This is a genomic window from Streptomyces sp. RLA012, from assembly GCF_056270325.1.
The window spans coordinates 5,464,515-5,486,842 of sequence record NZ_JBWDPA010000002.1 but is presented as its reverse complement, the minus strand read 5'-3'; the positions used below and the strand labels follow the sequence as shown (position 1 = coordinate 5,486,842).

Annotated in this window: 14 protein-coding genes and 1 pseudogene; 6 read left to right on the top strand and 9 right to left on the bottom strand. The window is 69.9% G+C overall.

Features of this window, described 5'->3' with window-relative positions; translation table 11 throughout:
• Positions 1-221 precede the first annotated feature (221 nt).
• From RV986_RS25045 to RV986_RS25030, 4 genes are all read left to right on the top strand, one after another.
• A complete protein-coding gene (locus RV986_RS25045; RefSeq protein ID WP_475919539.1) occupies positions 222-1,094 on the top strand; it encodes a hypothetical protein in 873 nt (290 codons plus the stop codon).
• A 44-nt stretch (positions 1,095-1,138) separates the two neighbouring features.
• Complete coding sequence (locus RV986_RS25040; protein ID WP_475919538.1) at positions 1,139-3,463, top strand: transglycosylase domain-containing protein; 2,325 nt, start codon at positions 1,139-1,141, stop codon at positions 3,461-3,463.
• A gap of 305 nt (positions 3,464-3,768) precedes the next feature.
• Positions 3,769-4,089 carry a hypothetical protein gene (locus RV986_RS25035; RefSeq protein WP_475919537.1) on the top strand — a complete coding sequence of 107 codons (321 nt, stop codon included), beginning with the start codon at positions 3,769-3,771 and terminating at the stop codon, positions 4,087-4,089.
• Positions 4,090-4,121: 32 nt separating this feature from the next.
• A complete protein-coding gene (locus RV986_RS25030; protein WP_475919536.1) occupies positions 4,122-4,811 on the top strand; it encodes a hypothetical protein in 690 nt (229 codons plus the stop codon).
• A 112-nt stretch (positions 4,812-4,923) separates the two neighbouring features.
• On the opposite strand, the gene RV986_RS25025 is transcribed toward RV986_RS25030, so the two are convergent.
• The 3 genes from RV986_RS25025 to RV986_RS25015 all read right to left on the bottom strand — a co-directional run bounded on the left by RV986_RS25025 (position 4,924) and on the right by RV986_RS25015 (position 9,541).
• On the bottom strand, positions 4,924-5,697 hold the full coding sequence (locus RV986_RS25025; RefSeq protein ID WP_475919535.1) for a polysaccharide deacetylase family protein: 774 nt from the start codon (positions 5,695-5,697) through the stop codon (positions 4,924-4,926).
• A gap of 1,089 nt (positions 5,698-6,786) precedes the next feature.
• Positions 6,787-8,064, bottom strand: a complete 1,278-nt coding sequence (locus tag RV986_RS25020; protein WP_475919534.1) for a 5-methylcytosine restriction system specificity protein McrC — start codon at positions 8,062-8,064, stop codon at positions 6,787-6,789.
• Positions 8,065-8,068: 4 nt separating this feature from the next.
• Positions 8,069-9,541: an McrB family protein gene (locus RV986_RS25015; protein ID WP_475919533.1), complete on the bottom strand. Its 1,473-nt coding sequence runs from the start codon at positions 9,539-9,541 to the stop codon at positions 8,069-8,071.
• A gap of 153 nt (positions 9,542-9,694) precedes the next feature.
• On the opposite strand from RV986_RS25015, the gene RV986_RS25010 reads away from it, so the two are divergent.
• Positions 9,695-9,955, top strand: a complete 261-nt coding sequence (locus RV986_RS25010) for a ribbon-helix-helix domain-containing protein (protein ID WP_475919532.1) — start codon at positions 9,695-9,697, stop codon at positions 9,953-9,955.
• On the top strand, positions 9,952-10,395 hold the full coding sequence (locus tag RV986_RS25005; RefSeq protein WP_475919531.1) for a PIN domain-containing protein: 444 nt from the start codon (positions 9,952-9,954) through the stop codon (positions 10,393-10,395). Before RV986_RS25010 ends, RV986_RS25005 begins: the two co-directional genes overlap by 4 nt.
• Before the next feature lie 732 nt (positions 10,396-11,127).
• Here the strand turns inward: RV986_RS25005 and RV986_RS25000 are convergent.
• The 6 genes and pseudogenes from RV986_RS25000 to RV986_RS24975 form a co-directional block, all read right to left on the bottom strand.
• Complete coding sequence (locus RV986_RS25000) at positions 11,128-11,967, bottom strand: hypothetical protein (protein ID WP_475924419.1); 840 nt, start codon at positions 11,965-11,967, stop codon at positions 11,128-11,130.
• Between the two features lie 234 nt (positions 11,968-12,201).
• The gene (locus RV986_RS24995) at positions 12,202-15,258 is read right to left on the bottom strand and encodes an FG-GAP-like repeat-containing protein (RefSeq protein ID WP_475919530.1); all 3,057 of its coding nucleotides are present in this window, start codon (positions 15,256-15,258) and stop codon (positions 12,202-12,204) included.
• 333 nt (positions 15,259-15,591) lie between these two features.
• Positions 15,592-15,786: pseudogene (locus RV986_RS24990) on the bottom strand (GNAT family N-acetyltransferase); the annotation flags it as partial.
• Positions 15,787-15,825: 39 nt separating this feature from the next.
• The gene (locus RV986_RS24985; RefSeq protein ID WP_475919529.1) at positions 15,826-18,867 is read right to left on the bottom strand and encodes an FG-GAP-like repeat-containing protein; all 3,042 of its coding nucleotides are present in this window, start codon (positions 18,865-18,867) and stop codon (positions 15,826-15,828) included.
• A gap of 324 nt (positions 18,868-19,191) precedes the next feature.
• Positions 19,192-21,378, bottom strand: coding sequence for a protein kinase domain-containing protein (locus tag RV986_RS24980; RefSeq protein WP_475919528.1), 2,187 nt, complete (start codon positions 21,376-21,378; stop codon positions 19,192-19,194).
• A gap of 81 nt (positions 21,379-21,459) precedes the next feature.
• Positions 21,460-22,314, bottom strand: a complete 855-nt coding sequence (locus RV986_RS24975; protein WP_475919527.1) for a low temperature requirement protein A — start codon at positions 22,312-22,314, stop codon at positions 21,460-21,462.
• Positions 22,315-22,328: the final 14 nt, after the last annotated feature.

Below are 22,328 nucleotides of genomic sequence, written 5' to 3'. Positions count from 1 at the left end.
TCCGCGGGCGGCAGAGGCACCGCGTGTCCGCCTCGCCGAGGGCGAACGGCACGCTTGCTCCCCGCCGGCCATGCTCCCGCGCGCGGGCCCTCGGCAAGCCGTCGTCATGATTGCCTGCCTTTCGTCCGACTCGCTCCTTTCGTCCGACTCGCTCCTTGCGGTCGAGTCGGTCCGTACGGCGAGGCCGAGGTGTAACACTTCCGGCCGAGTTCGCTCTTTCCATGCGGACGACCGCGTCGGTCGGCCGGGACAGGGGGGCACGACTCGTGCAGCGGACGGACGAAAGCGGCGGAGGGTACGGCGAGGACCCGTACGGCCAGGAACTGTACGGCGATGCCGGGTACGGGTATGCCTACGGCCACGAGTACGGCTGCAGCGTCGGTACGGACACGGACACGGGCACGGGCACGGACATGGGCACGGGCACGATGTCCTGGGACTCGGTGGAACTCGCGCAGTGGACGCACTCGGAGCGCGGCACCCATGTGACGGAGACGGACCCCCACGCCGCCGGAACGCGTCCCTACGTGGCCGGATCGGACCCCGTCACGACGGCGTGGGACTCCGCCCAGGGTGACGTCCTCACCGTGCCGCCCCCGGAGTTCGACACGGACGCCCCCCTACCGGAACCGGAGACGCCGGCCGACGAGTCGGTGCGGCCCGTCCTCGTCGATTCCTCGGGGCGACGCCGGCGCCGCGTGCCCCGCGCCGCCCGGCTGCTGGTGATCCCCGCCGGTGGCTGCGTCGCCCTGCTGGTCAGCGCGATGCTGGGCGGACCCGGCATCAGCTCTCCGTTCGGCCCGCAGCCGGACTCCGCGCACCCGGCCACGCCCCGGGCGACCGCACCCGATGCCTCGCCCGGCACGGGCCACTCCGCAGGGAGCGCGAGTCCCACCGCAGGGCAGCCGAACTCCGGCCCCGCGGTGCACAAGACCCCCGGTCCCACCGACCGGCCGGCCGCCTCCACTGCTCCCGCGGCCACGTCCGGGCCCACCGCAGCGCCCCCCGGGATCACGTCCCCGACCTCGCGCGCCGCTCCCACCCCCACCCGCAAGGGTCGTGCCATCGGCTCGTCCCACCATCCCGTGAAGTGATCCAAGACACCGCGGTTGTACTGAGAGGACAGTGATCAGAGCCCATGAGCGGACACCGGCGCCGACCGCCGCAGCGTTTCGACGGCGGCACGCGCGCCGGAGGTGACCGCGCCACGGGCCACCGGGCCGCACATCGTGACCAGGCCCCCCGACAGGACATGCCGCGCCGTGCCCGGAGAAGGGCACCGCAGAAGAAACGCTGGATCGACTACCCGCGCCGAGGCAGGACGGGCCCGCGCCGCTGGCTGCCGTCGGTGCGCCAACTGCTGGCGCTCTTCCTGCTCTTCTTCGGCGGCACGGCAGCGGCCGTCGGCTATGCCTACGCCACGGTCACCATCCCCGACCCCAATCCCACGACACTGCTGCAGAACAACGTCTACTACTGGTCCGACGGCACCGTCCTGGCGACCGACGGCAGCGTCAACCGGCAGAACGTCACCCTCTCGCAGGTACCCGCCGACGTGCGGTGGGACTTCATCGCCGCGGAGAACGCCTCCTTCTACACCGACCCGGGCATCGACCCGCGGGGAATCCTCCGCGCCGTCGTCCACATGGCCGCGGGCGGCTCCGTCCAGTCCGGCTCGACGATCACCCAGCAGTTCGTCAAGAACACCTACCTGGACCAGTCGCAGACGGTCTCACGCAAGTTCAAGGAACTGCTGATCTCCACCAAGATCGGCGCCGGCATGACCAAGGAGCAGATCCTCCAGGGGTATCTGAACAGCTGCTTCTTCGGTCGTCAGGCCAACGGCATCCAGGCCGCGGCCCGCATGTACTACGACCTCCCGGTGGAGAGGCTCGACGTGAGCCAGGGAGCCTTCCTCGCCGCGGCGGTCAACGAGCCGAGTCTCTTCCAGTACGCGGACTCCGATCCCGCGGCCAGGGCAAAGGCGGAAGCACGCTGGTCCTGGGTGCTCGACCGGATGGTGAAGACCGGCAAGCTGGCACCCGGGCAGCGGGCACGGTACGCGGCCGCCGGTTTCCCCACACCCAGGAAGTGGACCCGCGGTTCAGGGCTCACGGGCCAGACCGGCTACCTGGTCCAACTCGCCAGGTCGTATGCCGAGACACACGACCCGACCATCACCGACAGCAGCCTGAGCAGGGGCGGCTACCAGATCCACACCACCTTCGACAGGAAGCGGACGGCGGAACTGACGAAGGCTGTCGCCACGGTGCGGGGGCAACGCCTCGACCCCGCCCACCGGTCGGTCGACCGGGACGTCCAGGTGGGAGCCGCCTCGGTGGAACCCACGACCGGCAGGATCCTTGCCGTCTACGGCGGCCCCGGCTTCGACCACGCCCACTACTCGGACAACGCCGACACCTCCGGCGTCCCGGTGGGATCGACCTTCAAGCCCATCGTCCTCGCCGCCGCACTCCAGCACGGAGCCGTACTGCGACCCGGCAGGTCACCCGAGCCGATCACCCCGGCCGGCAGGTTCAACGGTGACGACGGCATCAAGATCAAGGACCAGCAGGGCAACTACGTCGCCGACCCCAAGGACCCCACCGGGCTCCTCCACCAGCACAACGACACCCCCCAGCGCTGGGGCTACATCCCTCTGCGCAAGGCCATGGAGCAGTCGGTCAACACGCCGTACGTGCAACTGGGAGAGGACGTCGGCTACCGAAACGTGGCGAGGACGGCACAAACCCTCGGCCTGCGCCCGGGCAGCCTCGCCGCCCCCAGCGCCGGCTTCTACATCGGCACCTCCACACCGAGCGCCATTCGCATGGCGGGCGTGTACGCGACGTTCGCTGCCGACGGGATGCAGGCCACCCCGTACTCGGTGACGAAGGTCACCCACAACGGCTCGGCGCTGGCCGGCTTCTCCGCCCCCGCTCCCGTGCGAGCCCTGCCGGCGGCGGTCGCCGGCAACGTGACCGACGTGCTCCGGGGCGTCATCGCCCGGGGCACCGGCACCAAGGCCCAGGCTCTCGGCAGGACCGCGGCGGGCAAGACCGGAACCACCGACGACTACCGTTCCGCCTGGTTCATCGGCTACACCCCGCAACTCGCCACCTCTGTCGTCCTCTTCCGAGAGGACTCGAACCACCCACAGCTGCAGTCCCTGGCAGGCGTCGGTGGCCTCCAGAAGGTGTTCGGCGGCGACATCCCCACCGAAATCTGGACCCAGTACATGCGCGACGCCCTCGCCGGCCTGCCCGACGCCCCCTTCCCCGCGCCGGCCCCCCTCGGCCGCGGCACCGACGAGCCCGGCGCTCCCACGCCCTCCCCGTCCGCGGCCCCCGACAAGCGGAGCGGCAAGACCGGCAAGACCGGCAAGAGGACGACCACCACTGCCGCCCCCACACCGGGCGCCCCAGCAACCGGTGCCAAGTGTCACGGCCACAAGTGCCGTTGACCGCGACAGCACCGGCCACCGCGACAGCACCGGCCACCGCGGGAGGCATCAGCCGATCGCCCGCGCTTCCGGTGCCGGACGGCCAAGGGGATGGCCGACGTCCGCAGGACACATCGCCCTCGCAGTGACCTGTATCACCGAGGCCTGTCGCCCCGTGATGTTCGTCGGACGCGGTGCGCTGTAGAGGGCGGCCACCTGTGTGACGGGTGTGCCTCATGTGACTTTTTTCTGTGGCCTTTCAGGGCCTTCTAGGGGTGGAGTACGTGGTGGGTCGTCGTACGTCGCATGTGTACAGACCGCTGAGCATGAAACGACGGGCGTGGCTGACGCTCGGCGCGGTGGTCCTCGGAGGCGGGGGCGTGGTGACCTACGCCGTCGCCAGCCCGTCCTCCGATCCCGGCGCGGCCGGCCGGGCCAAGCGGCCGGTGAAGGTGTACGACCTCGCGCTGAAAGGCGGCACAGCCGACAAGCGGGAGCTGCCGCGCACGGACACCGAGCGGTTCTCGATGCTCGGCGTCTCCTGGACGGGGGCGGCCGAGCGGCTCGCCGGCTCGCCGGCACGGCGCAGGTACGCACCCGCAGCCTCGACACCGGCCAGTGGAGCGCCTGGCAGGACCTCGAACTGAACGTCGACCCGCTGGAGAACCCCGGCGTCGGAGTGCGCGGAGCGTCCGAGCCGTTGTGGGTCGGCCCCTCCGACGGCATGCAGGTGCAGGTCATCCGCAAGAACGGCACCAGCGGCTCCGCCCTGCCCAAGGGCCTTGAGGTCAACCTGGTCGACCCGGGGGTGGTGACCGACGCCGAGACCGAGGCCGGCGGCACCGCGGCCGAGCGGGCCGCGTTCGTCGCCGATGAGAGTCCCGGCGCCACGGCATCCGCGCCCACCGACTCCGCCGCCCCCACCGACGGCACCACCGTCACGCCGACGGACGGCCAGATCACCACATCCCCGGCTGCGACGGACACCACGTCGGCGGCCACCGACTCCGTCCCGCCCTCCGCGCCGGCGTCCCCCACGGACTCCGTGTCGCCGTCGCCGAGCACGTCCTCCAGCGCGTCGCCCTCCGCGTCGCCCTCGGCGCCGCCGTCCGCGCCGCCATCAACCGTGCCCGAACCGCCGATCGTCTCGCGCGCCGACTGGGGTGCCGACGAGTCGATCAGCCCCGAGGCGCCGGAGTACAACGCGGACGTGAAGGCGCGGCACCTCCCACGTCCGCGTGAACCGGCCGGACCGCTGCCGCCAGCGGGTGTTCGAAGAGATCGAGGTAGGGGGAGGCGTCCTTGCCGAGTTCCCCGGCCATTTGGGCCGCGAGGTCGGCGCTGTGCGCGAAGTACGCGGCGGCGATGACATCCTTGGGGGTCTCGTCGCCGACGTTCAGCCGGTCGCCGCAGCTGCCCTTGGGCGACGCACAGTAGAGAAAGTTGCCCCTTCGAACGCCGGTATCGACCAGGGCCGGGGTTCAGCGCACCGGGAAGCCGAAGGAGTAGCCCTGCTCCTTGAGCCGGGGGAGGATCCGGCGCAGGGCCTCGACGGTCTGGGCGCGGTCGCCTCCCGCGTCGTGGAAGAGGAGCGTCGGCCCGCCCGGCAGCTCCCGCTCGACGGTGGCGACGATGGCGTCCGTGCCCGGCCGCTCGAAGTCCTTGGTGTCCACGTTCCAGCCCAGCGGGCGCATGCCGCGGGAGGCGGCGAGCGTGCGGCTGTACGGGGTGAAGGCCCCGCCGGGCGCCCGGTAGTACATCGGTCGTACGCCCCCGGACGCCTCGGTGATCATGCGTTCGGCGTCGAGGATCTGCTGTGACTGGTAGGCCTGGGACTTCTTGTCCATGGTGGTGTCGTGCGACACCGAGTGGTCGCACAGCCGGTGCCCGGCCGCGACCACCTTCTTCACGAGGTCCGGGTGGGCCTGCGCCTGCGTCCCCACCATGCAGAACGTGGCCTTCACCCCGTACTCCCGCAGTACGTCGAGCACTTGGGGGGTCCATATGGGGTCGGGGCCGTCGTCGATGGTGATGTTGACGCCGCGCGCCCCCTTGTCCGAGGCGTGCGCGATGGTCACCGCGACCGGCTTGACGTCACTGCCCGGCGTGGCCGACGCGGTCGCCTTCGGCGACGAGCCGCCCACGGTACCGGCCTGCGCGGTCCACATCGAGGCACCGCCGGCGAGCAACGCCACCCCGATCGCCGCGCCGAGCACCTTGCCGTACCAGCCCTGCCCGCCGCTGTGCCGCGCCATGTCCGCCCCGCTCTCCCGTAGTTCCTCGCCGATTCCTTGGTCACCTCGCGACCACCTGGTAGGACGAGGAACGGCGGCCACGGGATGCGTCCGTTACCGATCAAGGACAATTGCGGTGTGGTTCCCGGACAACCGAGCGAGCAGCGGGGGGGAACCGGGCCGCTCGGCCCGATCCCGCCTGTCCCCCCGGGCACTTGCGCGCACCCACCGCGGTGGCCCGTCGGAGCCGACGTCCCTCAGCCGAGTGGAGCGCCGCTCACGTCGGTGAGGCCGACGAGCTGAACACCGCTCGCGCCGGGGCGATTCGAGGGAGTTCCTACGCCGTTGCCCACTCGGGCACCGGCTGCATCGCCGCCGGCCTGGTAAGCGACGTCGCTTGCGTGGCTGCGTAGGAGCCGACCTGCGGTCTCCCGTGGCTGTCCGGCGATCTGCCGCTGTGAAGGAGGCCTCCGGCATCGAAGCCCCGGCCGCGGAAATGACCTCGGCGAGCATGGTTCGCCGTGCGCGCATCGAAGTTCAGGCTTGCTGAGGGAACGGCGAGCTGAGGTCCTGTGGCGCGGAAAGGTTCCGACTCGCGCTGCGAAACCGCAGGTCGACAAGAGGCTGCGAGGGTGGGCGGGTTACGCCCAGGGCCCCCGCCCGGTGCCCGTGCCCGCCACGTGCCCGATCTTCGTGCACTCTGTGCGCCGGAAACTGCCGGACCATCCTCGGCAAAACACAAGCCCCAGGCCGCAGACCTGGGGCTTCATCATGGAGCGGGTGACGAGAATCGAACTCGCACTCTCAGCTTGGGTGGCGACGGCGCTTGCGCAGCAAGATAGCGTCTGACCTGGGAATATCTTATCCGGCGTGGCATCCGAAGGTGCAGGGGCGCACCGCTGTTGACCGTGGCTGATCCGTCCTACGGGCACGCTACGGGCACGCCGTCCGATCGGAGTCGTCCGGAGCCCCTCTCAGTGGCTGATCAGCAGCCGAGCCCTGAAAGCGAGCGCCGACCGGAAGTATGCCGTTGCAGGAGCACGCTGAGGACGGTTCAGCGACGGCCGAACAACGTGGGGCGCAGACCTGAACAGTGCGAAGGACATGCGGTCACAGCGGGCTGGCGGAAGTGGCGAAGTCGGCGATTGCCTTTTGCAGCGGTCTGGCGGCGTTCTCTGGGGTCCCGCGGGTGTCGAGGCCCAGTACTTTGATGAGCCCCAGTTTGCCCCGTGGTCCCTCGATCCGCAGGTCGCGCTCGGTGGGCGAACCGTCGGGTGCGGGATGAACCACGAGGGCGAGCGCGTGCTCCGGGTCGGTGTAGCCGGCAATGTAGGTGAGGAGCTGGTGACGGTCGGCGGAGGAGACGTTCTTCGTCACGTAGCTCTTGTACTTCGCGTCCACGGCGAGGAAGCGAGGCGCGGGTGACCCCCCGACCCGCGGAGGGAATACCAGCAGCACGTCGGGATTGAACGGCGGGGTTCTGTCCGTCAGCCCTCCGTGGGTGCGGATGGCTCCTTCTCCTGGTCGCGCACCCCTCCCGCCCAGAGCTGTAGCCGCGTCGACCGCCATCCGGCGGACCACGTTCTCCCACAGCACGTTCAGATTGAGCAACAGGCTTTTTGCTCCGAAGCCGTAAGGATCCAGCAGATCCGTCACGCCACCCCCGCCAAGAACCATCTGTGCCCAGGCATGAGCGGCTCGGTAGTGAGTGTTCAGCCGCGTGTACTGCCCTCGTGCCAACAAGGACGCCGCTTCCAGTGGCCGGCGTGGGGACGGGAACTGCGCTGCGGCGTCGAGCAACCACCGGGTCTGTGCCGGGTCGGTGGACCGCCCGGCGGCGACCGTGAGCGCGGCACCGCACACCAGGTTCTCCCAGCCCCCGTCCTCGTACTCGAAGGTCTGAAGATGCAGCCGATCGACCGCGCCGTAGCACCGGGTTGCCTGCGCTTCGACGTCGAGCCGACCCCGCAGGACCGTGGCGACCCGAGGGCGGCGTACGTAGTCCCTGCGCAGACCGCGGCGCAACAGCAGACGGCATTCGTGGAGCAGGGCGGCGAGCACCAGTCCGGCATATCCGTCCTGGCCGAGGGGCCAGTTGCGCAGAGTCTCGTCGGGCTCACGTCGGCCGTTGGCGTAGCAGAGCCAATTGATCAGCTGTTTTCCGGCGATCGGGAACTTGGGGCGTAGAACAAGCCGTATCCGTTCGAGCTGGAGCACTCCCGTGGTCGCCCGAGCCTTGAGCACATAGCCGTTGCCGACCTCGACGACGCCGACGGCCTTGACCGAACGAAGTTTGTCGAGGTCGTCCCCGTACAGCTGGGAGCGGGGGACGGTGACGGACTCATGCTCGCCGAGGATCACTTCGTGCCGGGCGGCCGTCCGGGCCACCCCGCTACTCCCCGTCCCAGCGGGTGGCGTCGACGTCACCCGGCCGTTCCTCGCCCGCGGATTCAGTACCGGCGAACTCGTCGGCCAGCATCCCCGGCAAGTCCTGCGGGTTGGTCTGCACGACACGACCGGTGCGGTCGTCCACCAGCTTGCCGAGCACATCCCTCAAGAGGTCGGGCTGGCCCAGGCAGTAGTCCGTCACGAGCGGCACGATCTCGTGGTGGAAGGCGTGGGAGAGCTGTTCGGCGGTGGCCAGTGGCCGGTCGTCGGCCAGCAGATAAGCCTGTCCGAGCAGGTGATCCGGCCCGAAACAGGCATCGAGTTTGGCGTTCAGGCCCTCCAGGAGGTCAGCGAGGCCGAGTCCTTCTACTCCGCCGTCCAGTACATCGAGATCCGGTGGTACGTCGAGGAAGGCGAATCTGCGTCGGATCGCGGCGTCGATGTGCCCCACGCTGCGGTCGGTGGAATTCATCGTGCCGATGATGCGCACGTTCCGCGGTACCGTCTGCTGTCGGCCGCTGGTGGGCAGGGTGATGGAGACGGAACCCCGTTTGTCGAGTTCCAGAAGGGTGATCAGCTCGCCCAGAATGCGGGGCAGATCACCGCGGTTGATCTCGTCCACGACGATCAGGAAGGTCTGTTCGGGGGCAGCCTGGGCCGCTGCGCAGACGCGGCGGAACAACCCGTCCGTCATCGTCAGGTTCAGACCTGCACCGGCTGCCGCCGCGGCCGGCTTGAACCCCTCGACGAAGTCCTCGTACCCGTACGACGGGTGGAACGTCACCATGGTGAGGCGCGCGGCCTTCGCGCCCTGGGGCACCTGTGACAACTCGGCCAGCGCCGAGGCCCGTTCTTCCGACGGGGCGTCGATCAGATCACCGCGGCCCGCCACGGCGAGAGCCACGCTGAGAGCCAGCCGCGTCTTGCCGGTGCCGGGCGGGCCCTGCAGTACGACCTGTCCCTTGTGGTCGAGCAGGTCCCGCACCTTGCGTACGGCGTCGGGAAGTTCGGCGTCCGCTCCGACCTCCGGCTTCACCAACTCGGCCGGTGCCGCGCTGCGCCCGTTCCGGATCTCCCTCCACAGTGCTGCGGGAACCTTGGCGAGGGTTTGCTGCCAGGCGTGCCGTGGCGAGTCGAAGACCTGGGCATAGGACGTGTCCCAGTCCACTCCCACGGTGTGCCGGTGCTTCTCCGCGCCCGAATCGTAGGAGTAGCCCTCGGCGATCGTGCCCACAGCCAGCACCTCGGACTTGCCCCGATTGGCGACAATCACATCGCCGGGCTCCAGGTCGCGAAAAGCGAGCATCTGGCGGGCGAGCCGCAGGTTCCCGCCGGTACTGCCCGGCCAGTACGGGAATTCCCCCACTACCCGCAGCCGCTCCTCCTCTGCCCTGAGCGCGGCCTCCGCAACCGTCACTCGATCGAAGACCGCTATGCGATCCGCGAGGCCGTCCCGGAAATCCCCACTCTCAGCCATGCGCGCATTCTTCCGTACGCCGCGCGCTGCTTCCTGCGCCTCCGAGTGTTCTCCGCCGCTCTTCCCTGCTGTCGGCACCGACACACACCGAGGCAGGAAGAGTCGCGCGCCCGGACCAGTACATCACTCTGGTACATGGACTACACTTGGTACATGTCCATGAAGCGCACGAACGTCTACGCCGACCCCGAGGACCTGGCGATCATCAAGGAGGCGGCCAAGCGGCGTGGGATAAGCGAGGCCGAGATCATCCGTCAGGGGATCCATCTCGCGGCCATGGCGAACCGTGTCTGGGACGAGCCGCTGTTCTCGCGCACCTTCGAGGGACCAGGTCGTACGCCGTCCAAGGCCGAGGTCCGTGACGCGGTCGCCGACGCGGCCTGCCGCGAGACGGACCCCGGAACTGCCGCGTGATCATCGTCATCGCGGATACGTCCGGTCTTTTGGCCGCTCTCGACTCGACGCACCCGGAGCACGGGGCGGCGAACGAGGCGATCATGGCGGCCGGTCTCCTGGTCATGTCTCCGCTGCTGCTCGCCGAACTCGATCACGTCGCCACACGCGAGCTCGGGCGGGAGGCCGCCCTCAGTGCGGTCGACGACCTGCGACGTTGGATGAGCCGGGGCCGGGTCGTCATGCCGGAGGTCACGGAGGACCACCTGGGCGCCGCCCAGTCCGTCCGCGTGCGCCATGGCGCGCTGGACCTCGATCTCGCCGACGCGGTGAATGTGGCGCTTGCCGCCGACTACGACACCGACGCGATCCTCACTCTCGACCGGCGCGACTTCCGGGCCGTACGCCCGCTGGGCCGCTACAAGGCATTCCGGGTCCTGCCCGACGACCTCCCACTCTGATACGAGATGCTCTGCGGCCAAGGGTCCTTCTTCACAGGGGACTTGGCTCGCCTGCTGACGTGCGGGGTGACGTGGGCATCCGGCGCCGTTCGGGAATGGTGGGCTGAGCGCCTTCACCGCGCGAACCTCCCGATGGTCGGCGTGAAGTCGCAGGTCAGCAGCGCGCAATGACGTGAGCGGGCTGCGGCCGCGAGGCGCTCGCGCCCTCCGCGTGCCCAATCTTGGGGTGCAGAGGTGCCGGCAAAACACCAGACCGACTCACCCATACACAAGCCCCAGGCCGCAGACCTGGGGCTTCATCATGGAGCGGGTGACGAGAATCGAACTCGCACTCTCGGCTTGGGTGGCGACGGCGCTTGCGTCGCCAGATGCCTTCTGAGCTGGCCACATGTGCTGTGAGGTGGCGTTCGGGGGTGCAGGATCGCACCACTGATGACCGTGTCTGTCCGTACTTACGGGCACGCCGTGGGCATGGGCGCCGCCAGGTGGCCGGAGCGTACCGGTGCGCGGCTTTGTCCTGACCGAACCGTGTTGTCTCGCGGTCTGATCCGGGTGTCCGTAGCGACTGCACATGCACGGTGTCGATCCGGCGCCCCGCGTTCTGCCCCGCGTTCTGCCCCGCGTTCTTCGGCACCGTGCATTCCGGCCGGCCCTGCGGCCGGGTCATCTCCGAGGTAGGGGGCCCACATCAACGCGCAGGGGCCCTCCGCCGGCTCGCCGTGGGAGTGCGGCTCAGTGGTCGTCGCGGATGGTCGTCGCGATGCCGTTGCTGATCACGACCTCGGCGCTGAAGCCCTTCTGGGCGGCCGTCTCCAGTTCGCCCTCGGTGCACTGCATCTCGCCGTCTTCACCCGAGCAGATGTCGTCGTATCCCAGGATCTTGGTGTCCTCGGCGACGAGGAACTGCTGCTCGGTGCCCTTCATGTCGGAGACCGTGTACTTGCCCGGCGCCAGGTAGGAGACGTTGCCGAACCAGGTTCCGTTGACACCCTTGCCCTCGTCGATGCCCTCTACGACGGTCTCGCGGGAGTCGGAGTCGGAGCCGGCAGATGAGTCGGAGTCGGAGCCGGACGACGAGCCGGAGTCCGAACCCGAACCGGAGGACCCGGACCCCGCCTCGGACCCGGAGTCCTGCTGGGCGGCGCGCCGCTCTGTCACCAGGCTCGCGATGCCGTTCTTCATCTCCACGTCGGCGTTCACGGCACCCTTCTTGGTCGCCGCCTCCAACTGGTCCAGCGTGCAGGGCGCGTCCACCTTGGAGCTCGCGTCGCCGCATATCGTGCCGACGCCGTAGACCTCGGTGTCGTTGGCGACCCAGAACTGCTGGTCGCCCTTGCCCGGTACGGACACGATGTACTTGCCCGGGGCGAGATAGGTGACCTTGCCGTTCTTGAACGACCCGCTGACACCCTTCGAGTTCTTGGCGTCCGACGCCTTCTCCGCGACCGCCGGCGCGTCCGCTCCGCTCTTGCCGGACGAACTGTCGTCGGTGCCGTTCTGGCACGCCGTCATCAGCAGTCCGGCGGTGATCGCGGCGATGGCGACGACGGCCTGGCGCAGGTGGCGGTTCATCACGGGAGGTTCCTTCCGAGGCGGCGGTAGCAGGGAGCGGGTGGCGTTACCGCCGGTTTCCCGCTCTGTGATCACTATGAGGGACCCCGGAGCCCGCAGGTCACGTCTGACTTCCCTTCAGAACACCGCGGTAGCACAGCCGTGACACAGCAACACACCGGCTGCACACAGGAGTTCGCTGCCGCGCCGCCCCCGCGTTCCGACCGCTTCCGTCGCCTCTCGAAGGCGGCCGGCTCAGAACAGGCCCTTGTACCCCTGCCAGCCGGTGGCGATCTTCGTACGGCCGCCGAAGGAGCCCTTGCCGTTGCCGTTGTTGCGCCAGACGGTGCCTGCGGTGTCGCGGGAGACGAGGTCCGCCTTGCCGTCACCCGTGATGTCCCCGACGCCGACGACCGCGTTGTACGAGCCGCCCCAGTTGGCGAACAGCTTCACGCGGGCCTTGAAGGTGCCCTTGCCGGTGCCGTCGTAGCGGTACAGGTTGTTCGCCTTGTCCTGCGCGAGCAGATCACCGATGCCGTCGCCGTTCAGATCCCCGGCGCCCACGATCTTCTTGTACGTCTTCCAGTCGGCGTAGAGCTTGACGCGGGTGGAGAGTTTCCCGGCGCTGGTCCCCTTGTACAGGTAGACGGTGCCGGTGGAGGTGTTGCGGGCGATCAGGTCCGGTCGGCCGTCACCACTCACGTCACCGGGCGCGGTCAGCACGTCGTACTGCTGCCAGCCGCTGCTGCTCAGCGAGGTGTACGCGGTGGAAGGCGTCACCGCCTTGCCGCAGCCCGGCTTGTACAGGCGCAGGGCGCCGCTGGTGTAGCGGACCAGGACGTCGTTGCAGCGGTCACCGCTCAGGTCGCCGAAGGGCACGGCCTTGATCGATGTCGCCCAGCCGCTCCCGGTCAGCTTCCCGGTGAAGGTGCCCTTGCCCGTCCCGTACTGGTACGTCAGCCCACCCGAGCCGTTCAGCGTCATCAGCTCGCCGAAGCCGTCCGACCCGACGAAGTCGCGGCGGACCGCGGCGGCTCCGGTGACCTTGACCGTGCCCGTCCTCGTCAGCGCCGCGCCCTGCCCGTCCGCCGGGATGACGGTCAGCGTCCAGGTGTAGGCGCCGTTGGGCACCAGCCGGCCGGAGCCGTCCTTGCCGTTCCACGCCGGGCTCACCACACCGCGCGCCGGACCGCCGGAGAGGGTGCGGACGACCGCACCGGTGGCCTTGTTGCCGATCACGAGCTTCCAGGAGGCCGTGGGCTTGTTCAGCCACCACTTCGGGCTCCACTGCGTGGCGCCGCCCTTGACGTCCACCGAGGCGGCGACGGTGGCGTCGCGCTGGACGAGGGCGGAGACGGGGACGTCACTGGAGGTCAGACGGATGGCGTTGTCGGAGCGGAGCTGGGCGATCACGCCGGTGTAGGGGTCGACGTCCCAGGCGTTCCCCTCGAACTTCCCGGCGGTGTGCGACACGGGCGTCCCGCCGCGGACGTCGATCACCTTGAGCTGTCCGGCCTCGACCGTCGCGACGAAGCCGTCGCCGAGCTGCGCCTGTTCCCAGTCGGAGCCCGCGAGCGTCAGGTTCCGCTTGGTGACGGTGTCGTAGACGCCCTGCCCCTCCGAGTTGAGCACGCAGTTCCACAGCAGCCAACGGCCGACCGCCTGGAAGTCGTTCAGCAGGCAGCCGCGCCCGAACCACACCGGCTCGCCCTGCTTCCCGGTCAGCAGGTCGTAGGGGACCACGGTGTCGTTGCCGGACATCACCCACACGGTGGTGCCCCAGATCGCCCGCACGCTGTCCGTCGTCGTGAACACCGTGCGCCCGGAGTCGAGGTCGACGACCCGGGTCTCCGCCACGCCGTTGCTGTCGTACGGCCTGGTCAGGGCGGCGAAACGGCCGCCCGCGGCGGTCGCGGTCTGGTAGCTGCGGGAGCTGTCGATCCGGGTGCCGGGCAGCGACCGGTCGGCCCCGAGGAGCTGGGGCTGCTGGGCGGCGCTCGTGCCGTAGCCGGCGATGACCGTCCGGCCGTCGCCGGTGTCGAGGAGACGCGGGCGACTTCCCGAGTAGTTCTCCAGCGTGATGCGGCCGCGGGTGGTGCGTGCTCCCGCGGTGGGGGAGTCGGCCACGCCGGTCTCACGGGTGTGGAGATACGACCAGTCACCCACGGGGTCTGTCTCCACGGTGGTCAACCGCCCCTGGGTGAGGGTCAGTTGGGAGACCGTGTGGGCGGTCCGCGTCGGGTACGCGTCCGCGACCCGGCGCACGGTGACCCCGCCGCCCGCGGCCGCCTCGATGAGGGAGACGCCCCAGTGGTCCGTGTCGGCGCCACCCGCGACCAGGAGCCCGCCGTCCGGAGTCGGCACGGCCTGCCGTGACGTCCTGGCCAGCAGCGTGCGCGGCGCGGAGCCGTCGAGGGGGACGGCCTCGACCCGCGAGACCGCGCGGTAGGTGTCGTTCTGGCCCAGGGAGGAGTCGTACCGGGACACGATGACGTTGTCGCCGACCAGGCCCAGCACCTGCGAGATCTCGCCGACCGCCACGGTCCGCACGGCGGCGGCCGGGTCCTGGCGGGAGGCGACGTGCAGGGTGCCGTCCTCGTACCACACCAGGTGGGTGGGGCTGAGCGCGACCAGGTAGTACCACGACCGCACGGTGTACGGCAGGGCGGTGAAGCGCCCCTGCTCGATGTCGAGCCAGCCGGTGACGTCGTCGTCACCCTTGCGGTAGCGCACGACCTGTCCGCGTGCGTCACCCAGCCCGGCGGCGGACTGCAGATAGACGCCGGAGGGGACGCCTTGCACCGTGCGGTCGGAGACGGAGCCGTCGGCCCGCGCGTCCAGCAGATGCCACACGGAGTCGGTGCCCGGGGCTCCCGCCGTCGTGACGACCGTCGACCCGAGCGTGCTGAAGTACGCGTACCCGTCGGGCAGCTCGACGGTACTGACCTGGCCGGACGTCATGTTCCGCAGCGTCACGGTCCTGGCGGAGGTGTCATAGCGGGCGACGACGTCCGAGCCGGCGCCGGCACTCGTGACGCCGTACACGTCCGTGCCGGACGCGTCGACGACCGTGTCGACACCGTCGTACGTCGTCCACAGCTGGCCCCGCCCCTCCTCGTACCGGAGGAACCCTGAGGGCCCCGCGCTCAGCAGGCCCGTCCGGGGAACCATGGCCGTGGTGGCCGGTACGACCACCTCTCCAGTGACCGTTTCACCGTGCGCGCTGCCGACCGTCAGCGAGCTGAGGCCGAGAGCCAGTGTGAAGGAAACGGTTGCGGCGGTGGCGCCTCGTACGAGCGCACGTCTGCCCATTCAGAACCTCTCCAAGGACGGTAGACGAAGGCTTGGAGAGACTTGCGCGCGCCATCGAGCCGCAGGTCAAGGACCCGCAGCACAGATGACGTTCCGGCGCCCCCCAGGCAAGTGGCCGGATCTTAGCATTTTGCCTGGGCATGACCTTTGGGGTGGGGAGTGGCTTGTGCAGGGGCGGCTTGCGCAGGCGAGCCGCTGGACCCTGAACCAGGTCCACGCCTTCGAGGAGGGCGACCTCTCGCGCCGACGGTGGCGCGTCACCCAGACCCTGCCGCGAGCGAAGGCCGGAGGTCAGGAGTTCTGCCCGGGCAGCGGGACGTCGTCCGGTGCCCTCATGCGGTACATGCCGATGGCCCCCCCGTGGCGGAGGACCACGCCGTGCCATGTGTGGGGCACGGCGAGCGCAACCGCTTCGGGGGCCTTGTCCGAGAGGCCGGCATCGGTCCGCAAGCGGCGGAAGACCTCGACGGAGGGGACGCCCACACTCAACTCGTAAGGGTTCGGTGCGCTCGCGGGCTCTGTGGTCAGGGGCTGGGCACTCCCTCGGACGCGACCTGTCACAGCCGGTCAGTACAGGGCCTTGTAGCCCTGCCAACCGGCGGCGATCTGGGTGCGGGGACCGAAGGAGCCCTTGCCGTCGCCGTTGTTGCGCCACAGCTTGCCGGAGGTGTCGCGGGAGACGATGTCCGCCCTCCCGTCCCCGGTGATGTCGCCGGCGCCCACCACGACGTTGTAGGAGGCACCCCAGTTGTCGGCCACCTTGACCCGTGCCCTGAAGCCGCCGGTCGCCGTGCCCGCGTACCGCCACAGCTTGTTCGACGTGTCCTGCGCCAGCAGGTCTCCGTACCCGTCACCGTTGAGGTCGCCGACGCCGGTGATCTTCTTGTAAACGGACCACTTGGAGAAGATCTTCACCCGTGCCGAGAGCTTTCCGCTGCTTGTCGCCTTGTACAGGTAGATGTCACCGGTGGACGCCTGGCGGGCGATCAGGTCCGCCCGGCCGTCACCCGTGATGTCGCCCGGTGAGGTCAGTACGTTGTACTGGTTCCAGCCCGACGTTCCCAGCGTGGTGTACGGCGTGGATGTCGTCAGGGCCTTGCCGCACCCCGGGCGGTACGCCCGCAGCGCACCGCTGCTGAGCCGCACGAGCACGTCATTGCAGCGGTCACCGTTCAGGTCTCCGAACGGCACCATCGTGATCGAGGTCGGCCAGCCCGACGCCGAAGTCTTCGTCGAGAACTTCCCGGCGCCGTCGCCCCGGTGGAAGGAGAGCGCACCCTGGGAGGTGAGCGTGAGCAGGTCACCGATGCCGTCGGACCCGACATGGTCGCGTCTCACCGCAGCACCACCGGTCAGCTTCAGCGAGCCGGACGCCGTCGCCGACGCACCGCGCTTGTCGCCCGGAGTCGCCGTCAGCGTCCAGCTGTACGTGCCGTTCGGCACATACGCGCCCGTCGACGTCCTGCCGTTCCAGGAGGTGTGGACCGCGTCGTGCGCGGCGCCACCGGACAGGGTGCGCACGGTGGCCCCGGTCGCCTTGTTCCTGAGCACCAGCGTCCACGACGCGGCCGGCTTCGACAGCCACCATGTGCCGTCCCACGAGGACGACGAGTTCACCAGGGCGACCGAAGGCTGCGTCCTCGCTCCCAGGACCGCGATGTCCGTGGCGGGGATGCCGCTCCGTAGGACGTGGATGTCCTGGGAGGCCGAGTCCACGTAACCGACCAGGCCGGTGTACGGATCGACGTCCCACTTTCCGGCCTTGGCCGCCAGGGTCCGGTTCACCGCGGAGCCGCTCGTGACGTCAGTGAGGGTCAGCGCCCCGGATCCGGAGTCACGCGTGACCAGGAAGCCGTCGCCCAGGCGCTTCTCTCCGCCGGTGGGCACGGCGATGAGCGTCTTCCTGCGGGTGTCGTACACGAAGGCCTTCCGCACGCCGCCCTGGGGAGAATCGCACGAGCCGGACCAGTACACCCAGCGCCCCACCGCCTGGAAGTCGCCCACACCGCAGCCGCTGCCGACCGCCCGGAACGACGTGATCGTGCTGCCCGAACGCACCTCCGTGGCCGTGACAGTGCCGTCCGCTGCCGCCGTCCACAGCGTCTCCCCCCACAGGGCGGAGGGGACCGCACCGGCCGCGCCCGTGCGGGTGAGCACGACCTTCCGTGTGTCCAGATCCGCCACCATCAGGCCGTCTCCCGCGGGCGAGTGCCCACGCCAGGCCGCATACCGGCCCTCGACGTCCACGAGGCCATGGTTGTCCTGGAGGCCGGAGGTCAGGACGGTGCCGGGAAGGGACTGACCCCGGTCCAGGACGGAGACCTCTCCGGCCGTGTTATGGATGACCGCCCGGCCGTCACCCGTACCCATCAGGTCGGGACAGCTCCCGTAGTCCCCGGCCATGACCCCGCACCTCTGGGTCGCTCCCCGGTCCGTGCGTGTGCCCGCCGTCAGGGTCCCCGCCGTGGCCAGCGAGCGGCTGTACAGGTGCGTCGCCCCGTCGCCTGACTCGTAGGTCGTCAGCTCACCACCGCTCAGATCGAGCGACTCGATCCCCATGGGCACGGCCGGAAGGCCCACGATCCGGCGGACTCGGGGCAGACCGTCGGCCCCCGCTTCGACCTTGGCGATGCCGTAGTCCAGGGAGGACTCTCCGCCGGCGAGGACCAGGCCGCCGTCGGGGGTCACGACGGTGGCGGGATCCGCCCGCTTGAGCAGGGGCAGCTCCGCGGAGCCGTCGAAGGGCAGCGCCGACACGCTCCAGACGGAGGAGCCGCTGCTCCGCGCGACGACGAGCGCGTCACCGACGACGCCGAGGATCTTGTCCCCAGGGGTGTGGGGGAACGCGACCTCGTGCGAGGGAGCGTCGTAGGCACCCTGGGCGTACACCCGCGCCCGGGACCCGCTGTAGCTGACCAGGTAGTCGGATCCCACCACGGTGTAGATGTTCGCCACCAGTGGAGGCAAGAGCGTGGCGGCACCGGTCTCCGCATCCACCCAGGCGTACTGGAGGACCCGGTCCGGGCCGAAGTAGTTGACGAGGATGCCGGAGGCGGAACCCGTGGGAAAGAAGGGGAAGACCGTCCCGTCCGGGAATCCGGTCACGGGCTTCTGCACCGTGCTGCCGTTCTCGTCGTGCAGCAGGAACAGCCGCGTCCGTTCCCCACCGGTCGACGTGCTGGTCAGGACAGTATGTCCGTACGTCTGCAGATAGCTCTGGTCCGCCGGGACGGCCACGGTCTCCGTCGTACCGGTTCCCATGTCCCGGAGCAGGACCTGCCCACCACTGCTCTGGGACGGGCGAAGGGCGACGACGTCCGAACCGGTGCCGTACGAACCCGCGGTGCGCGGCTCGAGTCGCTCGCCGCCTTCCACCGGCTTTCGGCTGCCGTCGTAGCCGGTCCACCAGAGGCCGGAACCCTCGGCGGTGGAGCGGTACTCGAGGAAGCCGGAGGCCCCCGCGCTCTGCAGATACGCCGAGCGCGGAGTCGTGCGCATGGTGGCCGGAACGGTGATTTCCGTTGCGGTCTCCGCGTACGCAGGCGCCACCAGCGGCACGGCGGACACCGAGAGCGCCAACCCGATGACCGTGGCAAGAGAGCCACGCATGAAGGTATGACGAGTCACTTGATTCCCCTCCCCAACGGAGGGCCCCATCCCCCCGAACAAGCGGGCGGATACTAGCACTTGTTCAAGACGGACGACCTCACCGAGCCGGTTGGCCGGCCCGTGCGCGGACGGCGCGGCCCGCCCACGCGGACAAGCCGCGGAAGATACTCCCGCTCGGTTTGCGCCGGAAACGTGAGGCCGGTGGAGCCGGTAGCGGGCCGAGGCTGCAACAGAAAACCCCCGGGTCGATGACCTGGGGGTCTCGTATGGAGCGGGTGACGAGCATCGAACTCGCACTCTCAGCTTGGGAAGCGCCTCGGCCGCTCAGGTGGGCCCGTCAGGGCTCCGGGAGAAGGCCGTGTCGCCGGCCATCGCCACGATCGCGTCCTTGACGAGCAGTACTCGCGGCGGGTAGCTCTGCACTTTGTCCCCGGGGTCGTCCAGTGCGGAGGTGCGCCAGACCTCCGCTCCGGTGCGGCTGTCCAGTGCCAGCAGACGGCCGAAGCGGTTGGAGAAATAGACCCGCTTGTACGTCGCCGACACCGCGGGCGCGGACAGACTCTCCACGTCCGTCATCTTCTGCCAGAGTTGTTTGCCGCTGTCCGCCGACACCGCGGTGACCGACCCGTCGGACCGGACGAAGTAGACGACGCCGTCCACAAGGGTGGCCGCGCCGGTCAGCGGATGTGCCAGCGGTATCCGTATGACCTGCCCGGTTTCCGAGGCCACCCGCAGCAGCGCGTTGTACGGCCGTTCGTACCCGGCTTCGTACACGTCCTTCGCGGTCTGGGGGGCGAGGAACAGGGGTTGCCCGCCGACAGCGCCGAGCGCTTCCGCCTTCTTGGGCAGTGTGGCCGTTTCGGTCAGGCTGCCGGGTCCGAGCTTCATCAGCTCGACCGGGGCCTGGCCGGGCTCGTTGCCCTCCGAGCACAGGGCGTAGGGGACGCCTCCCAGCGCCGACGGAGTGCAGTACTCGTCCAGCGAGGACGCCTGCCACAGTTCCTTGCCGGTAGGCCCGTAGGCCACGAACGACGAGTAGTCGGGAGACAGGGTCAGCAACCCGCCGTCGTACAGGACCGCGTTCTCGGACTTGTTGATGTCGCGTTGCCACCGCCGGTGCCCGGTAGCGGCGTCGAGGGCCACCACGCGCCTGGTCCTGTCGTCCGGATCCTCGTACGCATAGACCAGCCCGTCGCGAACGCCGATCGGCTGCGCTCCCTGAGGGCGGGTGCCGGTCCGCCACAGGGTGCGGCCGGAGGCCGCGTCGACCCTGGCGACCGTGACGCCCGTACCGCCGCAGAAGAGGGCGCTTCCCTCCGCCACGCATCCGGGGCTGCTGTAGTCGAGAGGGACACCCTTCACGTCGTACCGCAGCTCCGTCTGCCACGGCCGCCAGCCGTCGGGCAGTGACGCGGCACGGGCGGTGGCGGTGGCATCGGAGGCGGTGGCGGTGGTGGTGGCGTCCGAATCGGACACGAAGACACCCACCCCGACACACAGCCCCGTGACGGCCAGCACCGCACCGAGGCCGGTGAGCAGCATCCGGGCTCGACGTCGCTTGCCGGGGCCGGGGCCGGGGCCGGAGCCGGTGTCGGTGCCCGTGCCGGTCGCGGCGTCCGCGGAGGTGGTGGCCGCGCTCCGGGAAGCGGGGCGGCGCCGGGGTTTCGCGGACTGTCCGGTCTTCGGGGACCCGGTGACGTCGGACTCCGGCAGCGCCTGGAGCATCCGGTGCAGGTCCGTCAGTTCGGGCCGTGCGGCCGGGTCCTTGTCCAGGCAGCGCTCGACGATGCCCAGGAGCGCTTCGGGCACCCCGCCGAGGTCCGGGGTCCCGTGCACCACCTGATAGCCGGTGATATACGGGCTGTCGGCGTCGAACGGTCCCGTGCCGACGGCCGCGAACACCAGCAGTGACCCCAGCGAGAACACGTCCGAGGCCGGGGTGACGTCCCGGGGAGCGGCCAGTTGTTCCGGCGACATGAAGGGCGGAGTGCCGATCATCCGCCCGGTCGTGGTGAGGCTCTGGCTGTCGGAAGCGCGCGATATGCCGAAGTCGATGACGCGCGGCCCGTCCTCGGTCATCAGGACGTTGCGCGGTTTGAGGTCCCGGTGCACCAGGCCCGCCCGGTGGATGTCGCGCAGCGCCTCGGTGAGCCCCAGCCCCAGCGCGCGCAGTTCCCGCTGGCTCAACGGGCCGTCCTTCTCGACGGCTTCGGCAAGGTTGAGCCCCGGCACGTAGAGCGTCGCCATCCACGGCCGGTCGGCGTCCGGGTCGGCGTCCACGACCGGCGCGGTGAAGGCGCCGCTCACTCTGCGCGCTGCCCCGATCTCCTGCCGGAAGCGCGTCCGGAACTCCTCCTCCTGGGCGTACGGCTCACGCACGAGCTTGACCGCGACCTGTCGTCCCGAGGCGGAGACTCCCAGATAGACGACTCCCATGCCGCCCGCCCCGAGCCGACCGAGAAGGGTGTACCCGCCTATGGACTTCGGGTCCCCGGTGCTCAGGGCCGTCATCGCCGATCATCCTTCCCAGCGCCTGCCTGCCTCACGGGGATCAGCGTAGGCCCTGCCGCCCCGGAAACGGAGCCGCGCCTGTCACGTACCGGTGTCCCTGTGCCCCTGAGCCGTGCGATGGGTCGTCCGTCCGGATGAGGGTTCAACTCCCGGCCGTCCAAGCCGATGTCGAGGTCGAGCCGCGGTCCGCCGCACGGCCCAGGTCTTCACTGCCGCCAGCGCCGCGGTGATCGCGGCCATCAGGGGCACGGCCGCGGAGGTCCAGGCCGCGGCCAGCACCAGAACCGCGGCCACCGGCGAGGCCGCGACGGCGGGACCGTGCAGCGGCGGGCCTACGCGCAGCCACCAGACCGTCGCGATCCAGGCGGCGAGGGGTATGCCGACAGCCAAGCCCTGCTGCAGGTGTGTGACGTGCGCATGGCCGATGAGGGCGTCGACGTCGACGGCGAGTGCGGCGCCGATCGCCGCGGTCGAGGCGAAGACGAGGTAGTGGCCGTAGCCCCAGATGATCGTCGTGGCCATGGAGCGCAGCATGCGCTGGGTGGTCCGGTCGAAGTAGAGCCACCACAGGCTGAAGACGAGCAGCAGACCGCTGCCGGCCAGGACCAGCAGGTCGACGTCGGTGCCGCCGCGCGAGTCGGCCGCGGTCTGCACGGCGACGGTCGCGGCCAGCACCGCCTCGCCGAGCACGATCATGGTGAACAGCCCGAACCGCTCGGTGATGTACTCCGGGTGAAAGGGCGTCACCTGCGCCCGCTCGGCCCAGATCGGGACCAGCAACTCGCCCACGGCCACCGCCAGCCCGACATAGAGGTACGTCGGCTGGTCGAAGGCGAGGCGAGCGACCCATCCAGCCTGTACCAGGGCGTAGCCGACGGCGTACCGCAGGGCGGTCGTACGCCCTTCCGGATCGGCCCTGGCCGCCCGCAGCCACATAGGACACGGTGTAA